Source organism: Legionella dresdenensis, assembly GCF_042649825.1.
GTDB lineage: Bacteria > Pseudomonadota > Gammaproteobacteria > Legionellales > Legionellaceae > Legionella_C > Legionella_C dresdenensis.
This window is the reverse complement of sequence record NZ_JBHSAB010000004.1, coordinates 156,780-180,224: the sequence shown is the minus strand read 5'-3', so window position 1 is coordinate 180,224 and position 23,445 is coordinate 156,780. Positions and strand designations below refer to the sequence as shown.

Below are 23,445 nucleotides of genomic sequence, written 5' to 3'. Positions count from 1 at the left end.
TATATGAATAACTTGTTCTTGCTGTTACTTGCCGGTTTTCTGGTCCTGCTTAATGCCTTTTTCGTAGCGGCAGAATTTGGCATGGTCAGACTTAGGCATACCCGGGTCGCAATTATCGCTGAAAAATATCCCTGGAAAGGCGCTATTCTTGCGAAAGTACACAAGCAGCTCGATGCATATTTGTCTGCCTGCCAGTTAGGAATTACACTGGCATCGCTCGGTTTGGGCTGGGTAGGCGAACCCGCGTTCTCCAACCTGTTAACGCCCATGCTGCATGCCATTGGGTTGAGTCAGCCGGCTATTATTGAGTTTATCAGCTTTATTATCGCCTTCTCGTTGCTGTCCTTTCTGCATATTGTGGTTGGTGAATTAATGCCGAAATCGCTTGCTATTCGACAAAGCGAACAGATTTCCTTGTGGACTGCCGTTCCGCTTTATGGTTTTTACTGGCTGATGTATCCGGTAATCTGGTTATTAAACTCGTGTTCAAATCTCTTACTCAAAATACTCGGACTCGATGAGGCAAACCCCGGGGAACACTTCCATTCAACCGATGAAATCAAGCTTATTCTGCGCTCAAGCCAGGTTCATGGCGAATTGACCAATCAGGAAACCAATATTCTCGCCCACACTCTGGAGCTGGCTGATTTACAGGTTATGGATGTGATGCGCTCATATGACGATATGGTCACGCTGGATAATATCATTACCAAAAGAAAATTGATTGGCATACTTAATCATTACCGCTATAGCCGGTATCCGGTTTATAACCCGGAGACTCAGGAAGTCATAGGTCTGGTTCATGTTAAGGATTTACAGCCCATTTTGCATGAAAAACGCAGCAATGATGAAATCGATTTACAACCGCTGCTCCGGCCGGTGCCTGAAATTTCTTATAAAATGCCTGTATTGGCTTTGTTGCGTAAATTTCAGGGCGGCATGCCGCATTTTGCCCTGGTCAATAATCGGCAAGGCACCAGCATAGGCTTTGTCACACTCGATAATCTGCTTCATCTTGTATTAGGCGTAATTAAAGATGAATTCCATAAAACGCAGGATGCCTGGGTAGAACACAGCGATGGCACATTATCCGTTAAAGGCGATAGCCCATGGTTTGCGCTTGAACGCGCACTGCAGCATGAATTGACCCTGAGTCAGGAACAACAAGAAGAAACGGCGACTATAGCGGGTTTAATCCTGAATCAGCTTGGGGCGGTTCCTGTTGAAGGCCAGGTTATTGAGTTTACCGATTTTATCGCCACGATAGAAAAAATGCAGGGGGCGCGAATTTTAGAGGTCAGGATTCAGCCAAAGCCGCAAGCGGAGTAGGTTGGGTCTTTAGACCCAACAAGATTTCAATTTGCTGGTTTAAGGTTTTTCCGAAGCAGGCTTAACCAGGGTTACAGCAGTCTCAGGCTCTCCCTTGGCCAGATGACTATTGAAGCGGCTGTAGGCAAAATAGATCACTAATCCCAGCGCCATCCAGATGGCAAAACGCATAATAGTAAACATCGGCAGGTTAATAATCAGATAACTGCAACTGATAATGCCAAGCACCGGAACCAGCGGCATGAAAGGTGTTTTGAATGGCCGCGGCAATTCAGGATGGGTATAGCGCAGAATAATCACGCCGGCACACACCGTAATAAAGGCGAACAGAGTTCCAATATTTACCAGTTCAGCCAGATCGCTGATCGGCACAAACGCTGAAATGATGGCCATGGTAACACCGCACAGTACGATAATACGAACCGGGGTTTTGGTATTAATATCGACATAAGCAAAGAACTTAGGCAATAAACCATCACGGGACATTGCAAAAAAGACCCGGGTCAGCCCATAGAACAGAACTAACATCACAGTAGAAAGGCCGGCAATGGCGCCAACGCCAATTAAGCCCGCAGCCGCTTTATGCCCAAGCGCTAACATTGAATGACTGATCGGGGAAGCGACATTAAGCCCGCTATAATGGATTATCCCAGTCAACAAACCGGATACTACAATATATAATAAAGTACACAATATCAAAGAGCCGATAATGCCGCGCGGCAGATCCCGTTGTGGATTAACCGCTTCTTCCGCTGCCGTTGAAACAGCGTCAAAACCTACGTAAGCAAAGAAAATTAACGCCGCACCATGCATCACGCCGCTAAAACCAAACGGCATAAATGGCGTCCAGTTAGCAGTATCCACATTTAAACTGGCAATCATAATAAACAGGAATATAACTGACAGTTTGACGGCCACCATTATATTATTAACCCGTGAACTTGATTTAATGCCCCAGATTAATAATAAGGTGAGAATTAAAATGATTGCCATCGACAGAATATTTATTATACCGCCGGAAGCCGGGCTATGCAGCAAGTATACCGGCATGAAAACATGCATGGCACGCAACATGTCATTGAAATAACCGCTCCAGCCGACAGAAACTGCCGATACTGAAATTGCGTATTCGAGAATAAGATCCCAACCGACTATCCAGGCAACCAATTCGCCAAACCCGGTATAGGCATAACCATACGCACTGCCGCAGCCCCCTATGGAAGCTGCCAGCTCAGCATATGCCAAGGCTGAAAACGTGCAAGCCAAGCCGGCAATTACATAGCATAGTACAATCGCAGGGCCGGCCTGAGTTGCTGCCACAATACCGGTTAACACAAAAATTCCCGCGCCGATAATGGCGCCTACACCCAGCAAAACCAAATCAACCGCTGACAAACATCGGGCGAGACGTGCCTCATCATCGACAGAATCAATAATCGCTTTTTTACGAAACAAGTCCATGTTAGTATGCTCCTCAACGGATGATTAGGGGCTGAGCTTTTATTCGCTCTGGCACTAAAACTTGCTCAACAGGAACTATCGAGCCTTACATTTCATGAAAAAGATACCGGGTTTAATATTTTTTATATCATGTTTTTTTATATTGCAGGATGCAATTTCGATGCCAGCTCAACAACCCTGTCAAGGCTTGGGTAAATGGATAGAAAAGGCCTGCTCCCGCTTGCACGCCATCTGGACTGAGGGCGATGTCGATCTCTATCTGACAGGTTATGCCTGGCATAATCGTTATACTTATACCAGCGAACGCGTTAAAACCTATAATGAACAGGCATGGGGAACAGGGCTTGGCCGAAGCATGTATGACCAGGATGGCGATTGGCATGGGCTGTATGCTGTGGCCTTTCTTGATTCCCATAAAAACTTCGAGCCGACAGCAGGATATGCTTTTTTAAAAACTAAACACTGGCAAAATAAACTCAACGCAGGCCTTGGTTTTTCAGTACTGGTAACTGCCCGCCCTGACATTATGAAAGGAATTCCATTTCCGGGCGCCGTACCTATGGCATCAGTCGGGTATGATCGCTTTACTCTTTACGCGGCGTATGTTCCTGGCCGGCAGGACAATGGAAATGTTTTATTCGTCTTTGGAAAAATACGTTTTGATAAACTCTAGGAGTGGAGATGAAATCATTTAGTGAACAGGCTCAGTTCTACGGCCAGTATCATCAGAAAAAAGCAACACTTTACAGTCATTTAATTGGCGTACCATTGATTATATTCAGTCTGATGGTACTGCTTGGTTTTGTGAAAATCATTGTTCCTTCCGTATTCGCCACTACACTGGCGGGCCTGACCACCCTGGGCATGTTTATTTACTATCTACTGTTAAACTGGCGGCTGACGCTTTTACTCGCTCCGGTTTTAATAATTTTACTTTGGTTAAGTACTTTTTTCAGTCACGCCGGTCCTACTGCAACCGGATTATGGGTTTTTGCGATCACCTTTATCGCTGGCTGGACTGCGCAATTAGCCGGTCATGTGATTGAAGGCAAACGCCCTGCACTGGCTGATAATCTTGTACAGGCACTGGTTGCGCCCCTGTTTCTGGTAGCCGAAGTCTGTTTTATGGCAGGCTATATGACCGGCTTGAAAAAGGAACTGCACCCGGAAATGTAGGTTGGGTCGTTTGACCCAACTACAAACATTTACAACGCCTGAATCAGAAAACAGTGATGAATGCGCTGATCACGCTTAAAGTCCAGATCAATGGTTTCGGCGCTGATATCCTTAATCTGATATTTCTCCCTGATTTCCGGTAATAGCTTGAATTGTCGCAAATTGGTTGAAAAATAGAGACTGCCGCCCGAATTTAACAAACGCATAGCGCCATCAATCAGCATCAGTTGATCACGCTGGACATCCAGTGTTGCCTCCATGCGTTTCGAATTGGAGAAACTGGGGGGATCAAGGAAAATTACATCAAATTTATCGCGAGTCACTTGTAACCATTGCAGGCAGTCAAAGTGAACAAACTGATGGCGTGATAAATCAATCTGGTTCAGCCTGAAATTATCCTCCGCCCAGGTTAGATAGGTTTTCGACAGATCGACACTGGTAGTATACGCTCCAGCCAAAGCAGCATGCACGCTGGCAGTTGCTGTGTAGCAGAACAGATTCAGAAAACGGGTCTTGGGCGGTAAATTACCAAAACGCAACCGTAACGGCCTGTGATCAAGGAAAAGACCGGTATCCAGATAATCATAAAGATTAACCATCAGTTTTGCCCGCCCTTCCTGCACTACCATGGTGCGCCGGGTCTGGCCGATTTTCTGATATTGCTGACTGCCTTTTTGTTGCTTACGCTGTTTCACTACCAGCTTGTCTGGCGCAATGCCTAGCACAACAGGTACCGCCTGAATCACTTCAAGGCTGCGTTTTTCCGCTTTATGGGCTGCAATAGATGCAGGGGCGGCATATTCCTGTAAAACGGCGTAATCATTATAACGATCTATTGCAAAGGCATATTCCGGCAAATCAGCATCATAAACCCGATAGCACTGAATATTTTCCCGCTTTGCCCATTTCTGCAGATGCTGGAAATTTTTTTGCAGGCGGTTGGCAAACATTTGGGCGCCGGCAGAAAACGATGTCTTATCCGTATTATTCTTTAACTGATTATCGCTATTAATATTGATGCAATAAAGCTTACATTCCAATTGGCCATTATAAAGCGTATATTGCTTGCCGGCACGCAACCCTATTGCTTTCGCCAACATGGGATTGGAAGTCAGAACAGCCGCTTGCCAGCCCTGGAAATGTTGATGGGCAACAGCGCCGAGTTGCTGATATAACGGAATTAACTGCGTTGGTTCACCAAGCCTTTCACCATAAGGCGGATTACTTATTAATAAACCTTGTTCGGCAATAGCACGGCAATCGCTCAACTCCTGATGAACAAAGTCCACCATAGGCATGACACCTGCCCGTTCAGCATTGGCACGAGCAATGGCAATCAGTTTACCGCTGCTATCTGAACCCCTGAGCTTGATTTTAATCGGCTTGACCTGCTGCAGGGCTGTAGCACGTGCTTTTTCCCATAATGCCGGCTGGTGGTTCACCCAATAAATAATTGACTGATCATGGCGTAACAGCCCGGGAGCAATATGGGCAGCCATCATTGCCGCCTCAATTACCAACGTACCTGCTCCACAGAAAGGATCCTGCAACGCATAGCCATTAGCGGCAAGCGTTGGCCAGTTAGCCCGGATCAACATGGCGGCGGCGACTGTTTCTTTCAGCGGAGCTTCGCCAGCCTGAGTGCGGTAACCACGCTGGTGCAGGCTGTAACCGGTTAAATCCAGGCTTACGGTTATTTCGTCATGCTTTAAGTAGGCATGCAATCGAATTTGAGGACGCTCACGATCAATAGTTGGCCGGGTGTTATTCAGTTTGCGGAAGTGATCGACGACTGCGTCTTTAATCACTTGTGCGCCAAACATCGTATTCCGAAACTCGCGTGAGGTGCCGTGAAACTCAATGGCCAGTGTCTTATCCGAGGCAAAAACCGTCTGCCAGTGAAATTGATGACACAGTTGATACAGGCTTTGCTCGTTATGCGCCTGGCCGCTGAATAAAATAAGCTGGATTCGGTTGGCAAGCCGTGACCACAGGCAAAGCTGGTAAATAACCGGCAGGCTGGCTTCGCCATAAACGCCCTGCGGATTAACATGGCTGACTTTAAGCCCAAGCTCTTTTAATTCCGTTTCCAATAAGTATTCAAGTCCTTTTGCGCAACTGATAAATAGCGAATAATTCATTACAAACACGACCTTAGAAAACGAAACAGAGCTTTACTGGCGCCTATCGGTTTGCCGATAGTTTTTTCATCCACCGCTTTTTTAATTAACTGGCGTAATTGCTGCACATCCGCCGGCTGGAATTCCTCAATAAACTCGGTTAAAGCGTCTTTTCCATCTGCAATCAGCCTTTCTCGCCATACTTCCAGCTCATGAAAAACAGCATTTTGGGCACTGTGCTCGGCCATCATTTCCTGATAGCCGGCAAGAATAGCTTCACTGTCTGCCGCACGCATCAATTTGCCGATTAACTGAGCCTGGCGCCGTTTGGCGCCATGACTTTTAATCGCTTTAGCCTGGACTATTGCCTGACGCAACACATCAGTTAATGGCAATTGATCGAGCTTTTCCATTGGCAGCTCAACTAACTCCACACCCACTTTCTGTAATGCGTCAGCTTCACGTTTTTTCTGCGATTTACTTATAGGTTCTTCCATCAATCAACTCGGTTTAGGTGGCTTTAACGTCCGGCAATACCGCTTGCAAGTCTGTCTCACTGATTAACTGCGCCACTTTCTCAGCAATCATTTTATGGACAGCGGTTGTCGGATGCACTTGATCCCAAAATACATAGCCTTCACAATACGAAGGTTCATCCTGTACTGACCTGGGCAACAGGCTATACCAGTATGCTGCCAGCGCCGCTTCTCTCAGTTGCGGGTTGTTGCGAATCATTTGCCATTGTTCTTCCGTCATTTGCGGAGAACGTTGCTTCAGGCTTTCATATAACGTCTCATCATCGGATTTTAACTCGGCTAGCCAGCCGCTATAACTGCCAAGGTAACAAGGCTCCGTGGTATTGAAAAAGCCAAAGTCGCTGGCATGATCAATAGACTCATTAAACAGAGTATACGCATCGAAATAAATAAACAGGCAATCGGCATGCTTTACTTTCAAATGTTTAATCAATGCTTCCAGCTTGCGATTATGCGTTAAAGTTAACTCCGTTAACAGCCCCTTATGCGATGAATTGGATGCTTGCGGCAACCGGGCAAGATCGGGCAGGTTGGCAATAATAAACTTATTGCCGCCATGAGCAATGAGGCGTTCCACCCCCTCGCTGATGGCATCGACAACCCTGTCCGTTATGTTTTCAACATTGGTTGGGCCGTTAATGTAATTATTAGCGCCTATCCAAAGCGTATAAAGGCTGGTTTCCTGCCTGCCATAGGTATGCCAGTAAAAATAATCGTTCAGCTCGATCCCGAGAGTAAACGGTAAATTCTGCTTATAAGAAAGTACCGCGCCTGCGCCGCCGACAGCATAATCCTGAAATCCCCGCTGATTCATCCCATCAGGGAAATAGCTGTCATACAGGTATTCAACCCACACCTGACCATTGGCAAAATGGCCTTCAAAATAAGGCGGCGACACAGGTAATAAATGCCACAGGTAACGATACAGATTACCGTTATCGGATAAGCTGTCTCCAAAAATTACCATATTATCAAAGCGGTTATCGTATGCCCTGGCACCAAACGATAACAATACAGCCATCCAGAGAATCAGCAGTTTTTTCATTTTTCATCCTTAAAAGTAAATAATCCTTTTTGCTGTTGTTATCCCGCGCAGGCGGGAATCCATTAATCCGCTACCGCAAGTCCATCGCCAGCGTCATGGCGATTAATATAACCAGCGCGATTTTTCAAGTAAGTGCGGCTTATTGCATAAAAGTTATAGATTAAAATAATCAGTAACAATGAATGTAACCAGGTTACAGTCAGGCTGGTAAAAATCTGCATGGTCAGGAAAACCCCGATACAGCCGGAAAGACTCAAAATCAGGGTTTTTTTCAACGGAATACGATCTTGCTGCAGAAACACCAGAGTAGTTAATGGCTGCTGCATAGCGCCCGCAGTAGTCATAATCGGGAATGCCACCATTGGAGATACATTCAGTAAGAATAAAACCCCTTGAACCATAACAAACAAGCCAATACCAACTGACGTCAAACCACCGCAGATAATCATGGCAATAAAACCTGCCGCCAGCTTCCAGCCGTGAAGCTCGGTCACATCACCGCCGGCCGGCATAACATGCAGCTGATGACAGACCAATAACGTAATAATTCCGGCGAAACAGCAAATCATTGCCAGACGAATTGCCTGCTTGCTCAATTTACTGACAACCGCGCCACCGATTAAACCGCCGATGCAGGTACCTACTACCAGCGTCAGCATGGTTGTCAAATCAACATCAACCAGCTTCATGAAAAATAACGATTCTATAGCGCCGGGGATAACCTGCGCTCCATTATTCACTGCGGGCAACTCTTCATCAGGAAAAGTTCCCAGTAATTTGGCCAGCGCGACATTGACAGCAAAACTGCCAACGCCGAGGGTATCGGCGATAAAAGCAACAATGCCGCTAAAGCCCAATTTAATATAATCCACAACTTTCAGATGAACCGGAGGCTGCCTGCGAAGTTTGAATATCATTGCAATTACGCAGATAAAACTGATTAAAAGAATTACGTAGAAAATTAAATCAATAGCCATGAAAGCCTCACAAAACCGTATCACGCCGTCCTGAAATATCGCCGGACAAAGCTCGATTATACATGATTTAATGCAAGCCAGCCAAGGGTTTACTGGTTATTTTAAAAACTTGGTGTTTATTTTTTGATTCAAATTGGTTAAAATAGGAGCTGTGGATAAATTAAACAAGGAAGCGCTATGTATAATATCATTGATCCAACCTGCTTTTCACCCTCCGAAGAACAGCTCTTAATCGCCTTACTGCAATCCAAACCTGAAAGTGCCGTTTGGCAGCCAGGAAAATATTACTCGGTTAAGTTAGCTGAACCTGCGCAATCTGAACAAGTCCTGCTACCCTTTTATATTGTCAAAGCCCGATCCCGAAAACGCGGATACAAATACCATGTGGTTACCTCTGAATCCATAGGCAGTGGCTCCTATGGCGATGTCTATCCGGTTATAAGAAGTTATTGGATTGAAGAAATCGATGGTGTTTTACAGTTAAAATACAAAGAAAAGCCTTATGGAAAACGCAAAGTTGATAAAATTGTAGATACGCTCAAGCACGATGATTCAGAAAGTCTAACCATTAACGAATATATTCAGAATAAACGGACGCCAAGCCTTTCTCCTAAACCCTTAGTAAGATCCGGAACTGAAATTCATGCCATTATGAACCGGAAAGAAGGAGATGAATTATTTGAAATAATATCGGCTGAGCGTACCCCTGTCCGTGATCCGTTAACATTTGAAATGCGTCTACCTAAACCGCTAACAATCAAAGAGCGCTTTAAATTAACTATTAACTTACTTCAAGCGCTACAAGAGGAAGTAATTGATGCAGGTCTATTACATCGTGATATTAAACTCGAGAATATCCGGGCTGACGTTAAAACCGGAACAGTAAGTTTTGTCGATTTTAATCTGTCGCGAATTGCCACCGATGTTATGCTTCCGGGTTCAGATGGAGCTGGCTCCTACTGTTATGCCGCGCCTGAGATATTTCAAAATAAAGGTTGTTCGCTCCAAAGCGACTTGTTGGCCACAGGCAGAGTAATCGCGCTGATATGGGGAGATATCAACCCATTGATGGATAGTGAGGGAAGAATAGGCCGCGAAGCGGACATAGCGCTTGCTTACGCACGATCAAACACATTCCACAATTTGTTTTCTCAACCAGAGGGCGCCATGTCGAGTTTAAAACCGCAGGCAAGAAAGATTATTCTTGAAACCTTAATGCAAATGACTGCTTTTAATCCCAGAATCCGTACTGATTGCCAAAAAGCGCTTGAACAATTTAAGCAAGCTTACGCAGCACAATTTCGCCATGAATATGGAACTGACGAAAAAAAGAGCGCAAGAAGGAGCTTAAGCATTGCATTATCCAATATTGCAGAGGCAAGCGATGCATCGAAAAAGGCTGTCAATACAAAAACAACTGTAAAAACTGCACTTGGCAAAGCGCTGAACTTCTTTAAGCCTCATAAGTCACAGTCAGAAAAACAGGCGGCATTTGCACAAAAGGAGGCAAAAAGAATATCAGCTTAAGGAAATGCAGCCTTGATGCAGTGCAGTGTTTGAATAAAGCGTGTAGGTTGGGTCGTTTGACCCAACAAAAATGTTGCCAGCCAGTATAACCTTGAGGCATGCAGCGTAATCAAGATTTTCATTCCTGAAATCGTACCCTGGTACAGGTCCGCAGAACCGGAACCCGGGTTACACTTCGTTGCACCCAGGCTACAAGCTTATTTCTCTAAAACAGCATCCATTGTAATTTCGGCTTTGAATAATTTTGATACCGGGCAACCTTCTTTGGCATTTTTTGCTGCGCGTTCAAAAGCAGTCTGTTCTGCACCGGGAATTTTTGCAGTAGTCTGCAGATGAATTTTAGTAATGGCAAAACCGCCATCTACTTGTTCCAGAGTCACATTGGCAGTCGTGTTAATGCTTTCTGCTTTTAAGCCTTCTTTTTCCAATTGACCTGAAAATGCCATGGTGAAACAGCCTGCGTGCGCTGCAGCGATTAATTCTTCAGGATTTGTTCCATTTACTCCTTCAAAACGCGTTTTAAACGAATAAGGGGTGTTGGATAATACGCCGCTGTCTGCAGACAGAGTTCCTTTGCCGTCTTTCAACCCGCCTGTCCACATTGCATTTGCTTTAGCTTTCATTTGATAATCTCCCATTGATTGAATGTAACGCTTTAAAGGTAGACTAAAAACCCTTTTTGGTCGACAATAATTTGCGTGTGATTTCAACAAGGATAAATTTGCCATGATGGCTCTATTATTTCTGCTCTATTTTGCAGTCGGCGTTCAGATCGTTTTTGCGCCCAACCGCTTTATCTTATTGCAATTCCTGGCCTGCCTGCTACTCACCCTGGGTTGTTTTAACCTGCATAGTCATTTGGTGATATTATGATCAATCAACCTAAACTGCATTTTTGGGGCAATTTTCTCGGCTTGTTATTTATTTGCATCTCGCTGGCGATAGCTTTCTGCGATCAACTCATAAGCCATGACTTGCCTTGCCCGCTCTGCCTGTTACAACGCCTGTGCTTTATAGCTACAGGGCTGGCATTATGCATGAACATCCGTTATGGCAGTAAACCCGCCCATTATGGCCTGATGTTGTTATCAGCCTTGTGCGGACTGTCAATCTCGGTGCGCCAATTATTCCTGCACATTGCGCCGCAAGATCCTGGCTATGGCGGTGAAATCTGGGGCCTGCACTTATATGCCTGGTCTGCGATCATTTTTATAGGCATTATTACGACGATTGCAATTGCCTTGTTATTTGATGAGGGGTTTACCGAGCGGCCGGTTTTTATCAAACGCTGGGTCGATTTACTGATGAGTATTTTCCTGGTTCTTATCCTGGCAAATAGCGTCAGTACGTTTATCGAGTGCGGCTTTACCCGTTGTCCTGATAATCCGGTTGCTTATTATTTATTGGGGCAAATGCCCTGAAACGGAGTGTTGGGCTGTAAAGCCCAAAACATCATTACTTAACCCGCCAAATCTTCTGTCTATGGATCAGGCAAACACGGCTCTTTTCTCCAATCGCCTGCTCAAACGCCAAAGAGGCAATATCCAGACCGCCGGTATAACTGCCGAATGCCGGCATGACCAGTGTTTTCTGATTAAAAGCAAAACACTTGCCTCTCACTGCATTAATCGTTGCACAGGGATGATAATGGCCGATAATCTGGTAAACATCACCTGCCAATTTGTCATGACTGAGAATAATAGAATCGATAACATGGTCATTTACACAGGATATCGCGGCTAACTCAGGCGCTGATAATTCATTCTGATCATGATTGCCGATAATCCAGAGCCACTTTACAACTTTAGCGCTGATGGCTGCCAAAAGTTGCCTATGTTCAGGCAACATCCGTTTTAAGCCCTGCCAATCATGGACATTATCACCCAATGATACCAGTATTTTCGGCTGATAATATTCCACCATCGCCTGTAACCGAAGCAAGGTGTCCAGGGTATCATGGAGTGGCAATGGGCTCCCGTGCCGGGCAAGGAATGAACCTTTTTCCAAATGCAGATCCGAAACTATCAATATTTGATAAGCCGGCCAAAACAGGCAGGCATTGGCATCAAGGATCAATTCATGACCTGCAAATACTATCTCGATACTGCTTTTATGTCGCATTCAGTTCCCCATCAAGATCGGTTTTTACCGCATTAATCATCTCGACTGCCTGCGCTTCAATTTCCGCATAAGACAACAATTCTTCCTCGGCTTCACCCTGTATTTTTTCAGTTTTAAATGTCGTTAATATCGGTATCGCAAAAGGCGATGGTTTTGTCAGTTTTTTGATGACTATTTTATCAACAAAACGCATTAACATCGTAGATAATCTTTCAATATCCAGCAAGGTTTTTGTCACATCATGCCGGGTAATTGCCAATAAAACATGCTCAGGTTCGTGACGTACCAAAACATCGTAAATTAAATCGGTACTAAACGTCACTTGCTTCATCGTTTTACGCTGTCCGGCTATCTGACGCTGAGTTAATCCGGAAATTACAGCAATTTGCCGGAAAGTCCGTTTCAGTAAGGGTGATTGCTGCAACCATTGTTCCAGCTGCTGATAAATAATTGCTGTTGATAACAGACTATGAATTAATTCCGCAGATGCTTCACGTAAAGCTCCCAGGGCAAGACCATAATCTGTCGCGGTAAAATTTAACGGCTTAAGCCCTTTTTCTTCCATCCGCCGGCTTATTAACATGCCCAGCGTGTAATTGGCGCGCCGGCCTTCAAAACTGTAAATAATAATATAATGCGTTTTTCGATAATAAAATTGCTCAACCAGAATGGTATCATTCGCCGGTAATTGGGAGTAACGCTGCTGCAGCTTCAACCAGTTCTGCACTTTGTCGGGTAACGCGCCCCACTGTGCCGGACTATTTATCAACTGCCGGACTTCAGCTGCCAGATAAGTTGATAATGGCATAGTGCCGCCATTATACGAAGGTATTTTTGCTGTTTTCGCCTGCCCTTTTCGAACCTCGACCATCATATCCCGAATGGCCACAAACTCCAGGATTTCGCCCGCGAATAAAAACGTATCTCCGGGCGTAAGTTGTTGGGCAAAAGCCTCTTCCACATCACCGATTATTTTATCTTTACGTTTGTTAAGTACTTTAATTTTCAGCCGGGCCGCCTCAATAATCGTACCAATATTCTGACGGTGCCGGCGGGTAACCCGGGCAGACGCAATCTGATAACGGTACTTACCATATGGCAGCAAGCGATGGTATTGCTCATAATGCTGTAGGGTATATCCCCCATTGACGGCAAACTGAAATAACTTCTCAAACAGCGTTTTTTTCAGTTTACGGTAGGGGTAAGCCATACGGACTATTTTGTACACCTGATTTATGCTGACAGGACGGCTGCAGGCAGCGTTAATAATAAATTGCACAACCACATCAAGCGACCCGGGATGGAGCTCTTCGCCATCAATTCCGCCCTTATTGACAGCATTGATAGCGGCCTGGCATTCCAGGGCGTCAAAGCAATTTGCCGGCACCAGATAAGCGAGGCTTGATTGATCAAATTGATGGTTAGAACGGCCTATCCGTTGCAATAGCCGGCTAACCCCATGGGGCGCGCCAACTTGAATCACCGCATCAACATTACCCCAGTCAATGCCAAGCTCTAACGCCGAAGTGGTAACTATAGCCCTGATTTTACCAGCGACTGCCATGTGTTCTGTTTTCAAACGCTGTTCTTTGCTTAACGAGCCATGGTAAACAGCAATAGGCAGGCTATTTTCATTGGCCAGCCATAGCCGATGAAATAAAAACTCGACCTGGGCCCGGGTATTCACAAAAACGATCGTGGTATTATTGGTTTTTATAATTTGGTAAATGGCATCAACGGCATATTGCGCCATAAAGCCGCTATAAGGCACTGCATCGGAGGTCAATAAATGTAATTGCGGTTTATGGCTGGGAACAACCGGCAAAATAGTCACCTTTTTTTTCTGAAAAGATAACCAGTTTGCCAATTGTTCGGGCTTTGCAACGGTTGCGGATAGCCCGATAGCCATCAACTGCGGTGAAAAAGCATTAATTTGCGCCAGCGCAAGGGCGAGCAAATCTCCTCTTTTGGTTGGTACGATATTATGTATTTCATCAACAATCACCGCTTTTAACTGGCTAAAGTACTGATCCGCGTCCGGGTAGGAGAGCATGAGCAGCAATGACTCCGGGGTGGTTAACAGGATATCAGGCGGTTTCTGACGCATACGCTGGCGCTGATAAGACGAGGTATCTCCGGTTCGGCTTTGGATAGTGACATTTAATCCCATTTCTTTAACCGGCAATAATAAATTACGCTGAATATCATTGGTTAATGCCTTTAAAGGTGAAATATATAAGGTATGCAGGCCTTTATAATGATTTTGATGAATATCAACCAGACTCGGTAAAAAACTGGCAAGGGTTTTCCCGCCGCCGGTTGGAGCAATTAATAATACGGATTGTCGCCCGGCAGCCAATTTAAACATGCTTTGCTGGTAGTCGTGCATCTGCCAGCCTTTTTGGCTAAACCAGTTTATTATGTAGTCAGGTATCATCTTTTTTTACTAAAATGGTTTTATTTAACCATAACATACTTTTGCAGATCGGATCGTTGGGTCAGACGACCCAGCAGGATGTGGCACAAGATTTAAATCGGGATATTTTCGGTCAACGAACCGACACAGATACGCTGGATTTCAGCGCGAATTAATGCTAGAACTTAAAAGTCCAACGCCATTATTTGAACATGGAGCAGAAGTATGGAACATCCCAGAACCTGGTTATCCATAAAAAACGAAGGCTTATACTGTGAGCCCGGCCAATTTTATATTGATCCGCACTCTGCTGTGAATGCGGCCATTATTACGCATGGCCATGGCGATCATGCCCGCTCCGGCCATAACAAAGTTTTAGCGACGCCGGCGACCTGTTCAATTATGAAAAGCCGTTATGGTGAACATTGCGCCGTATCTTTTCAAAGCATGAACTATCAACAAGCGATAACCATTAATCAGGTTAAAGTGTATTTGCTTCCAGCAGGCCATATTCTTGGCAGCGCACAGCTGGTCATGGAATATCAAGGTACACGGGTAATCGTTTCCGGCGACTATAAACGGGCACCAGACCCAACCTGCACACCTTTTATGGCGGAAAACTGCGATATCTTTATTACCGAAGCAACATTCAGCCTACCCATTTTCAGGCATCCGCCAATTGAAGCTGAACTGGCTAAGTTATTAAATTCAATAGCAATTCATCCTGACCGCAGTCATTTAGTTGGCGCGTATGCCTTGGGCAAATGCCAGCGTTTAATTAAATCGCTCCGTCTGCTTGGGTATGAAGAGCCTGTCTATCTTCATGGCGCGTTAATCAAGCTCTGTGAGCTTTATCAGCAAACAGGAATCGACTTGGGCGAATTAAAACCGGCATCGGAATTAGATGCCAAAACCTCTGCTGGAAAATTGATAATTTGTCCGCCCTCAGCCTTACATGATCGCTGGAGCCGGCGTTTTGCCAACCCGGTAATCGGCAATGCCTCGGGCTGGATGCAAATCCGGGCTCGGGCTAAGCAGAAAGGTATAGATTTGCCGTTAATTATTTCTGATCATGCCGATTGGTCAGAACTTACCCAAACTATTTTAGAAGTGAATCCATCAGAAATCTGGGTTACGCATGGCCGTGAAGAAGCATTGGTGCATTATGCCCGGCAAGAGGGTTATCGGGCTCAGGCGCTCAATCTGCTTGGCTATGAAGAAGGTGAGGATTAGGCATGAAAGAATTTGCGCAATTGCTTAATCAATTATATTTCACCTACAGTAATCTGGCTAAAGCTCAATTATTACAACAATTTTTCCGCAACACACCCGATCCAGAGCGTGGCCTGGCCTTGGCGGTGATTGCAGGCACACTCCCCTTTCCGACATTTAAGCGGGCGTTGATTAAAGAGTTAATCAGCACCAAAATTGATCCGGTATTATTTGAGTTATCCTATGATTATGTCGGTGATCTCTCCGAAACGATTGCATTATTATGGCCCGATAATCATGCTGATGAACAAAGCGATTTACCTACTTTAAGTGAAATAATTAAGGCCTTTGGCCAATTGCAACCCGCAAAAATCGCTATCTATTTAAGTCATTTATTAGATAACTGCTCAAGCAGTGAACGTTGGGCATTATTAAAACTGGGAACTGGCGGCAGCCTAAGAATCGGCGTCTCCGAGCGCTTTTTGAAAAAAACTTTGGCGCAATACGGCAATGTGGAAGTCAGCGCCATCGAAAAAATATGGCATAGTCTGCAACCGCCCTACGAAGAGTTATTTGCCTGGCTGGAAGGGAATTCTTCCTTACCCGAATTGGCAAACAGCATTTTTTTTCATCCGGTTATGCTGTCTCATCCACTGTCGGATCAGGAATTGCTTGTGCTTGATCACCAGCAATTTGCTGTTGAACGAAAATATGATGGCATACGGGTTCAGATTGTGACCAATCATACCAGTAAGGCCTTATTTTCACGGACGGGTGAACAGATCAGCAAGGCATTTCCTGATCTGCTGGCTGATATCAACGGTTCAGTCGTTCTGGATGGCGAATTGATTATTCAACACTCTCACGGCGTCGGCAGTTTCAATGATTTGCAGCAAAGGCTTAACCGTAAAACACCAACCAATAAACTCATGCAAAACCTGCCGGCCGGGGTAATTTTATATGATATTTTAGCCGTTAACGGCGGTGATTTAACCCTGTTGCCTTTTAATGAACGCCGCCTGCATCTGGAGCAATGGTTTGAGCGTAATCAAACAAGCCGATTATTACTGTCAGATTTATTAACGATGGAAAACGGACAAACTTTGCTGCAATTAAAGCAAGACATTCTGGCTGAAAAACATATTGCCGTCGAAGGATTAATGTTAAAGCGTAAAGATAGCCCCTATATTCCCGGCCGGCCAAAAGGCTATTGGTATAAATGGAAGCGTGATCCCCATCTTATCGATGCGGTATTAATGTATGCCCAACGCGGTCATGGCAAACGCTCTTCTTATTATTCCGATTATACCTTTGGCTTATGGCGCGGCAACGATTTGCTGCCTATAGGCAAAGCCTATTTTGGCTTTACCGATGAAGAGCTGGCTTTGCTTGATAAATGGGTAAGGCATCATACTGTACAACGCTTTGGGCCAGTACGGGAAGTGGAAAAAGCCCTGGTGCTTGAAGTAGCTTTTGACGCGGTAAACCGATCCTCCCGTCATAAATCAGGAATCGCCCTGCGTTTTCCCAGAATTAGCCGTATTCGATGGGATAAACCTGCCAGCGAGGCAGATATCCTGGAAACGCTGGAAATACTTTGTGAGCCGAAATAACTACGTCATGGACGTGTTGGGCTGTAAAGTCCAACACTCTATCAACAGAAATAAACCTTGATTACGCTGCGCTGCATCAAGGCTACATTTGGCATCATTTTACCATTCTGATTATTTCGTTCAGTTCATCGCTATTAATTCCGCGATCATGCTCTTCAAATTTCCTGATCTTTTTAGCTAAATTACGGCGCTGCTCCAGGACATCGTGGAAAATGCCTGGTACAGAACGTGTTCCATGTTCAAGGTTTGTTTTCAGTTCCTTCGCAAGCAAATAGTTTGCATGGCGGTTAATTGCTCTTGACTGTGCAAAGAAGAAAAACCCTGCCGCAAAATCAATAACTTCTTTTCCCTTTACCGTTTTAGTGTTTTTTTCAATTCGATTGATATAGTGATTTAATTTGTTAATCAGCGTTGCGCTCCTGGAATCAGGAGGGTAGGCCGTAGATAAAGGGGTTGGTTGAGGCGGTTGATAAGCGTGCACTGTTGGGAACTGCGGCAAATTTTGCGCGTATGGGACAGGAGGAGGAGGATAAGCGTTTACCGGATAGGTGTGAGCATTAGGGTCATATGGGAAATCAGGGAGATAAACTTGCCCAGGCATCCGAAGTACATCGACTTCCGGGAGTGTGCCCACGGAGTAATGGCTGTGAATGTGGCCCAATGGATCACCAAAGTTGAATTGCTGGGGAGGCTGTATAGCATAAGGCGGCACTGCATAACTCTGGGCTGGTACTTCAGTCTGGTTGTGAGGTTCGGCTTGCCTGTTTTGTTCTTCCATCCTGCGAATTTGTTCATACATATCGTCAATCTGCTGACTCAGTCTTTTTTTCTCAAGCTCTTGAACCTTCTCGGCAATACCGGCATTATCTGGACCTGTCTGATCAAACAGTGTCTGATATTGCATAACAAACGCCTCTCTGGTCAAATTACCGTTTAAGTATTCCTCTTCCAAATGCTCGGTTTTCTGCTTTTTCTCTTCTATCTGCAACTTAAGGTTTATTTCATCGCCAGGCATAATACACCATCCTTTACTTATACAAACTGAAACTATTATAAACCAAAATGATTAATTGGCTACTCTTGCCAGCTAACCAGACGGCATGGTTCAAGCATTTCATCAGCGTGCCGGGCAGTTAGTAACGACCGTTGCGATAAATAGAGCATAAACGCACTATAGGGTAAAAAGCACACCATATCGAATGGAAATTTTAATAGGCCAATACCGCCGAAAGAGCCGAGATAAGAAATCAAGGATAATGAACTCATGTAGGAGACAAACCAAATTAATGGCGCGCCGCCGGTAACAGGGCTTTTACGATGATAAACAAGATAAATGCCAAGACCGAACAATAATGCGATATCCAATTTCCAAATTACGGAAAAACCGCACCAATACAACATTAAATTACACACATAAAATGCGGTATGTGAGAGCAACAGGCTATTTGCCAGTTTAAAAGGCCGATGCATATCAGGTTGCAGTTTACGCATTGCGAGTAAGCAAATGGGGCCAATACCATAAGAAAGAATACTGGCTGAAGACAAAAATGCCACTAATTTTTGCCAACCCGGAAAGGGTAAAAAAGCAAAACAACCGACTAAAAAATTAGCATACAGCGTCACATAGGGAATATTATGACGGTTTACTTTCAAAAACAGTTTCGGCAAATGATTATTTAACGCCATACCATAGATAATCCGAGAGGTGGCAGCGGTGTAGACGAATGTTGTTCCAAATGGTGAAAACGCGGCATCAAACATTAACAGGGTTGCAACAATACTCAGGCCTAATAATAACGTTAACCCCACTAAAGGCCCGCCATCGCCAGGGTAACTTAACGCATGCCAGCCTGCGCTTAAGTATTTCTGAGGAATAGCCGCAATAAAGCTGAATTGCAGCATAAAATAGAGAATAAGCCCGATTAAAACTGCACCGAGTATTGCAATGGGAATATTTTTCTGGGGATTTTTTACTTCCCCCGCAAGCATCAGACCATTTTGAAACCCGGTAAAAGCAAACGCGATACCGCCGGCAGAAAGAGCAGTGAATATTTCCACCCACTGCTCTTTGCCGGATAGGTCAATATGAATGTTTGCCAGTGAAGGCGATTGTTGGATCAAGGCAAAAATGACAATGCCGGGCAGAGCAAATTTAATAATGCTGGCGTATTTATTACATTCCGCCAAAAATTTAATTCCATAAGAATTCAAAATAACCACTAACAGCATAATCCCAATGGCGGCAATATAACCATAATTGGAAAGAGTAAGGGTTGCAGCATCATTATCGATTAAACTGGGAAAGAAGTGACTGGAGTATTGCAGGATAGCTTGTATTTCAATGGGGGTCATCACAACATAGGATAGCCATGACGTCCAGGCAAATAAAAACCCTACTTCACGGCCATGGGTAAAGGTTGGATAATTAGACATCCCGCCAGAGACCGGGAACATGGTTCCTAACTCACAAAGCGGCAATGCAATAAAGAGCATAAATATTGCGGCAATGACCCAGCTGATTAACGCATTGCTGCCTGCCATCTGTGCACTGATAAAGGGACTGAATAACCACCCGGACCCAATCATCCCGCCGGCAGAAGCGATTAATATATTTGTTGTTGATATATCCCGTTTTAACATGCGTAATCCTTCAATGGGTAAAAGGCATCGACATATTAGGGTAGCAGACAGCGCGAAAGAAAGTAATCAATTGTATCCATGACCGATAAAAAATTCTTCCTCATCAAGGAACATATTCCCCTAATAACTCTGCGATCTCCTCTTTGGAAAGCATTTTTCGTATCTCTGGCAGAGCCGTTCCGAAATTGGCTGCATTGAAATTTTTCAAGTCATGAAGAATATTTTTCTTTTCCGTAATATTGAGGGCTGGCAGGAGTTGTTTTAGCATTTCGACTATCTCATCGCTGCTCATACCCTGATAAATGGGTTTGTCGATAGCTCTGATCTCATCGTCAGTTGCCCGCTCTTGCAATAGGCTTAAAAAGCTTGTTTCTTCTTTATAAAAATGGACAAGATTGGATGCATAGAATTTTCTAAAATCAAGATATACCAGTTTTCCCTTGCAAACTCGAGTTGGAGGAGCGAGGTTCGAAATCATTTTAAGGACCTCGATTATTTTTTTCCCTCTGCTTTCAAGATTGGCGTGTTTTTCAAAAAATGGCAAAAGCTCTTCGCGGGTAAAGAAGCGATTAAAAATATATTCTTCTTCCCACCGGGCATGATTCTCCAGCGTGGTTACATAGTCTTCGACCTGACCGCAAATACTCCCGATTTCCCGCGTATCACGGAAATCAACTTTGGCCAGGCGAGTCAAAAGTTCGCCGCCAATGGCTTCAAGGTATTTATGACAAGCAAATAGATGTGAATCCCTTTTCATCGTCAGACCAATTTCCAACCCCGGAAATATAAATAATAGCACAATCGCAGCCTGGATGCAGGTCCTGAAGAATCGGAACTCAGGTTTTGCTGCGCTGCACCCGGGCTATAATTGCTTTTAACTATTTTTAAATTTTGAGGCAGAGAGCAAGCCAGGATCTGCTTTTTCATTACCCAAAATTTCTTTTTGGAATTTATCCAAGGCTTGTGACGCAGGCGTTTGATTTAAGGCAAAGAAAGTATTTGCAAATTGTTTGCGATGTTCCGATTTCGCTAACCCTTGACCGACTACGGCACCGAGAACCATGCCAAGACCTGCAAATAAACCCACGACCGCTTTGATTAAAACCTCAACTGCCCGGTATAACCAGCCATGCCCCATAATTTTATCTGCACTTTTAATGTTCTGTTTACAAAATTTACGAAAACCAGCAATTGCGGCTATTACCTCATTTTCCTTTGACTGCGGAGTCAAGGACTCGAAAAATTGTTCTTGCCGGTCTCTTAAAGAGACATATAATTCTACTCCCGCCTTTGTACAGGCAGAATCATTTTCAGTGTGCTTTTTGAGCTCTTTCTGCAGCTCCTTTAATCTGCTTTCAAATTGCGCTTGAATGTTGTTTTTCTTGTTCTCGAAATCACTGATATTTTTGGGAGCAGCGCTGCTATTCTGTACCAAAGTTATGCCTGAGGCCGGCACAACTTCTATCATCTCAGGGGTGACATGAGAAGTATAAAGTTCGGCCAAATGTTTATACCCTACTATCTGGTTATTTTCCGGGAGCATTGCATAGGCAATACCGTGTTTTGAATTATATGCAATTTCCGTCACTTTTGAGTCCGAACCAAATTGCCCCATGGCAAACATCGCCAGCACTACATCAGAACTTGCAAAAGACACGCCGTCATCGGTTGATCTTCCATTACCTGTAAACACTTGATTTTCCCAAATGTCATTCCCGGGAAAAGAAAAATGATCCCATGCCACGATTTTGATTAATCGGAACTTAGTATAATCAGTGCCATCTTTTGGAAACTCTAACTGAGATGCAACCAGGCCAGGCGCGCCTTCTGGCAACCCTCGTAATGGCCTTGCCATTAGCCTGATTTGAGTATTAGCTGCCTTGGCAACCGTAAATTCATCCTTCTCAAGCGTCTCAAAAGGATCATAATTCACCGTGTGAACCATATCCAATTTAGCGCCATGCGTTTCGAACAGTCTTTTTAAAACACGAGGCAATGCAGCTCTAATTGCCCTGGCATGAATACCTGCGAATTGACTGCACCCTATTCCAGGAATATTAATGACGAGCGGTATATTATCTTTTCTCGCTTGTTCATTTTGGATCAATAACCCAGGCAATAAACGACGTTCGTATAATTTATAAAAAGCCTCTTCATTCAACTTGCCATTAACAAGTACATCTTTCATATCAGAGGTCAGATGCCCATTATCATTTCTTAATAATGCGCCGGCTACAAAAAGAAAATTTGCAGCAAGAGGAGCAGCATGATCTTTGTATTGACGATAATGAGCGCCATTATTAAATGCGTGCGTGCCTGTTGTGCTGAATGCGATATCGCCAAGAATGGCATTTTCCTGTAAATTCCAGTCAGATCCATCGAGCTGCGGCTCGGTTTCTGCAAATATTTTCGGCTGGCGGGTGTTCATCAGCAAAGCGATTAACTGTTTCGCATCAACCACACCCTTAAATGCAGTTAAAATTTGAGCTAACCGGCGCCCAGGTTTAACTTGACCTGCGTTTAATGATTTTAAATAAGATTCGGCTTTTAACAATGTTTCTTCTGAGCAGAGGTAACGGCCTGTTAATTCTGGCATTTTTTCTCCATAAAAGAGGAATTCATTGGCTATATTTTATACTGTTTGTGCGTTTAAAACAAGAGCATTAGTATTCGATAGTCTGGGCGCTGGGCGCAACACTGGCGCTGACGCAAGCTTTAGATTACAATCCATCACGGCGTATCCTTGTTAATCTTTGTTCCCGTCAGAACAATCAACAGAATACGCCGCCTACTGAGATTAGAATTAAAAATTATCATTTAATCTATTTAAAAGATGCTTCAGAGCGCTTTTTTCTTCTTCTTTAAAGCCATTTAAAGCAAATTGATTTAACTCATAAACACACTGATCGATAATTTTCTGACAATCCCGCCCTTTTTGGGTCAGCCTGATTTCAATAGCACGTCTGTCCGTGGCGCTTCGAATCCTTATAATCAGCCCATCACGCTCCATACGATCAAGCGTTCTAACAGCCGTAGGTTGTTCGATACCGATCTGTTTATGCATTTCAGATTGAGTCAAACCATCTTGCTCATAAAGAGCCATTAGAAAATAAGTATAAGCATCTTTAAGTCCATAGGGCTTCAATAATTCGTTGGCTTTTTTAATTAATAAGCGACTTGCTTTTTTAATCAGAGTTGAAGGATACATTTTTCTGTCCAATTTACATAGCTTGCTATATATTAACAAGCTATGTAAAATAAATCCAGGCTCT

Annotated in this window: 21 protein-coding genes; 8 read left to right on the top strand and 13 right to left on the bottom strand. The window is 44.3% G+C overall.

Annotated elements, in window-relative coordinates; genetic code table 11:
• The first annotated feature begins 3 nt into the window (after positions 1-3).
• A complete protein-coding gene (locus ACFORL_RS04480) occupies positions 4-1,329 on the top strand; it encodes a hemolysin family protein (protein ID WP_382341504.1) in 1,326 nt (441 codons plus the stop codon).
• A 39-nt stretch (positions 1,330-1,368) separates the two neighbouring features.
• Here the strand turns inward: ACFORL_RS04480 and ACFORL_RS04475 are convergent, their stop codons facing one another.
• Positions 1,369-2,790: an amino acid permease gene (locus ACFORL_RS04475; protein WP_382341502.1), complete on the bottom strand. Its 1,422-nt coding sequence runs from the start codon at positions 2,788-2,790 to the stop codon at positions 1,369-1,371.
• Positions 2,791-2,884: 94 nt separating this feature from the next.
• Between ACFORL_RS04475 and pagP the strand changes: the two genes are divergently transcribed.
• Positions 2,885-3,463: a lipid IV(A) palmitoyltransferase PagP gene (pagP, locus tag ACFORL_RS04470; protein ID WP_382341500.1), complete on the top strand. Its 579-nt coding sequence runs from the start codon at positions 2,885-2,887 to the stop codon at positions 3,461-3,463.
• An 8-nt stretch (positions 3,464-3,471) separates the two neighbouring features.
• Positions 3,472-3,966, top strand: a complete 495-nt coding sequence (locus ACFORL_RS04465; protein WP_382341498.1) for an Mpo1 family 2-hydroxy fatty acid dioxygenase — start codon at positions 3,472-3,474, stop codon at positions 3,964-3,966.
• A 29-nt stretch (positions 3,967-3,995) separates the two neighbouring features.
• On the opposite strand, the gene rlmKL is transcribed toward ACFORL_RS04465, so the two are convergent.
• The 4 genes from rlmKL to ACFORL_RS04445 all read right to left on the bottom strand — a co-directional run bounded on the left by rlmKL (position 3,996) and on the right by ACFORL_RS04445 (position 8,644).
• Positions 3,996-6,107, bottom strand: a complete 2,112-nt coding sequence (rlmKL, locus tag ACFORL_RS04460; protein ID WP_382341496.1) for a bifunctional 23S rRNA (guanine(2069)-N(7))-methyltransferase RlmK/23S rRNA (guanine(2445)-N(2))-methyltransferase RlmL — start codon at positions 6,105-6,107, stop codon at positions 3,996-3,998.
• Entirely contained in the window at positions 6,107-6,583 is a 477-nt protein-coding gene (yjgA, locus tag ACFORL_RS04455) for a ribosome biogenesis factor YjgA (protein WP_382341495.1), read from the bottom strand. The genes rlmKL and yjgA overlap by 1 nt, the downstream gene beginning before the upstream one ends.
• A 13-nt stretch (positions 6,584-6,596) precedes the next feature.
• A complete protein-coding gene (locus tag ACFORL_RS04450) occupies positions 6,597-7,667 on the bottom strand; it encodes an SGNH/GDSL hydrolase family protein (RefSeq protein ID WP_382341493.1) in 1,071 nt (356 codons plus the stop codon).
• Between the two features lie 62 nt (positions 7,668-7,729).
• On the bottom strand, positions 7,730-8,644 hold the full coding sequence (locus ACFORL_RS04445) for a sulfite exporter TauE/SafE family protein (protein ID WP_382341491.1): 915 nt from the start codon (positions 8,642-8,644) through the stop codon (positions 7,730-7,732).
• A 177-nt stretch (positions 8,645-8,821) separates the two neighbouring features.
• Here ACFORL_RS04445 and ACFORL_RS04440 point away from each other — a divergent pair, with 177 nt between their 5' ends.
• Positions 8,822-10,171, top strand: a complete 1,350-nt coding sequence (locus ACFORL_RS04440) for a protein kinase domain-containing protein (protein WP_382341489.1) — start codon at positions 8,822-8,824, stop codon at positions 10,169-10,171.
• A gap of 197 nt (positions 10,172-10,368) precedes the next feature.
• On the opposite strand, the gene ACFORL_RS04435 is transcribed toward ACFORL_RS04440, so the two are convergent.
• Entirely contained in the window at positions 10,369-10,794 is a 426-nt protein-coding gene (locus ACFORL_RS04435) for an OsmC family protein (RefSeq protein WP_382341487.1), read from the bottom strand.
• 103 nt (positions 10,795-10,897) lie between these two features.
• On the opposite strand from ACFORL_RS04435, the gene ACFORL_RS04430 reads away from it, so the two are divergent.
• On the top strand, positions 10,898-11,044 hold the full coding sequence (locus ACFORL_RS04430; protein ID WP_382341485.1) for a DUF5993 family protein: 147 nt from the start codon (positions 10,898-10,900) through the stop codon (positions 11,042-11,044).
• Positions 11,041-11,592, top strand: a complete 552-nt coding sequence (locus tag ACFORL_RS04425) for a disulfide bond formation protein B (RefSeq protein ID WP_382341483.1) — start codon at positions 11,041-11,043, stop codon at positions 11,590-11,592. Before ACFORL_RS04430 ends, ACFORL_RS04425 begins: the two co-directional genes overlap by 4 nt.
• 34 nt (positions 11,593-11,626) lie before the next feature.
• Here the strand turns inward: ACFORL_RS04425 and pdeM are convergent, their stop codons facing one another.
• Both pdeM and ACFORL_RS04415 read right to left on the bottom strand, forming a co-directional pair.
• Positions 11,627-12,292 carry a ligase-associated DNA damage response endonuclease PdeM gene (gene pdeM, locus ACFORL_RS04420; protein WP_382341481.1) on the bottom strand — a complete coding sequence of 222 codons (666 nt, stop codon included), beginning with the start codon at positions 12,290-12,292 and terminating at the stop codon, positions 11,627-11,629.
• Positions 12,282-14,729 carry a ligase-associated DNA damage response DEXH box helicase gene (locus ACFORL_RS04415; protein ID WP_382341479.1) on the bottom strand — a complete coding sequence of 816 codons (2,448 nt, stop codon included), beginning with the start codon at positions 14,727-14,729 and terminating at the stop codon, positions 12,282-12,284. Before ACFORL_RS04415 ends, pdeM begins: the two co-directional genes overlap by 11 nt.
• A 204-nt stretch (positions 14,730-14,933) precedes the next feature.
• On the opposite strand from ACFORL_RS04415, the gene ACFORL_RS04410 reads away from it, so the two are divergent.
• Together ACFORL_RS04410 and ACFORL_RS04405 are read left to right on the top strand one after the other, a co-directional pair.
• A complete protein-coding gene (locus ACFORL_RS04410) occupies positions 14,934-15,941 on the top strand; it encodes a ligase-associated DNA damage response exonuclease (RefSeq protein ID WP_382341477.1) in 1,008 nt (335 codons plus the stop codon).
• Positions 15,942-15,943: 2 nt separating this feature from the next.
• Positions 15,944-17,533, top strand: coding sequence for a cisplatin damage response ATP-dependent DNA ligase (locus ACFORL_RS04405; protein ID WP_382341475.1), 1,590 nt, complete (start codon positions 15,944-15,946; stop codon positions 17,531-17,533).
• 94 nt (positions 17,534-17,627) lie between these two features.
• On the opposite strand, the gene ACFORL_RS04400 is transcribed toward ACFORL_RS04405, so the two are convergent.
• The 5 genes from ACFORL_RS04400 to ACFORL_RS04380 form a co-directional block, all read right to left on the bottom strand.
• Positions 17,628-18,548: a hypothetical protein gene (locus ACFORL_RS04400; RefSeq protein WP_382341473.1), complete on the bottom strand. Its 921-nt coding sequence runs from the start codon at positions 18,546-18,548 to the stop codon at positions 17,628-17,630.
• Between the two features lie 59 nt (positions 18,549-18,607).
• The gene (locus tag ACFORL_RS04395; RefSeq protein ID WP_382341471.1) at positions 18,608-20,173 is read right to left on the bottom strand and encodes an APC family permease; all 1,566 of its coding nucleotides are present in this window, start codon (positions 20,171-20,173) and stop codon (positions 18,608-18,610) included.
• Between the two features lie 103 nt (positions 20,174-20,276).
• Complete coding sequence (locus ACFORL_RS04390; RefSeq protein WP_382341469.1) at positions 20,277-20,972, bottom strand: hypothetical protein; 696 nt, start codon at positions 20,970-20,972, stop codon at positions 20,277-20,279.
• Between the two features lie 75 nt (positions 20,973-21,047).
• Entirely contained in the window at positions 21,048-22,769 is a 1,722-nt protein-coding gene (locus ACFORL_RS04385; protein ID WP_382341467.1) for a hypothetical protein, read from the bottom strand.
• 207 nt (positions 22,770-22,976) lie between these two features.
• The gene (locus ACFORL_RS04380; RefSeq protein ID WP_382341465.1) at positions 22,977-23,381 is read right to left on the bottom strand and encodes a MarR family winged helix-turn-helix transcriptional regulator; all 405 of its coding nucleotides are present in this window, start codon (positions 23,379-23,381) and stop codon (positions 22,977-22,979) included.
• Positions 23,382-23,445 lie beyond the last annotated feature (64 nt).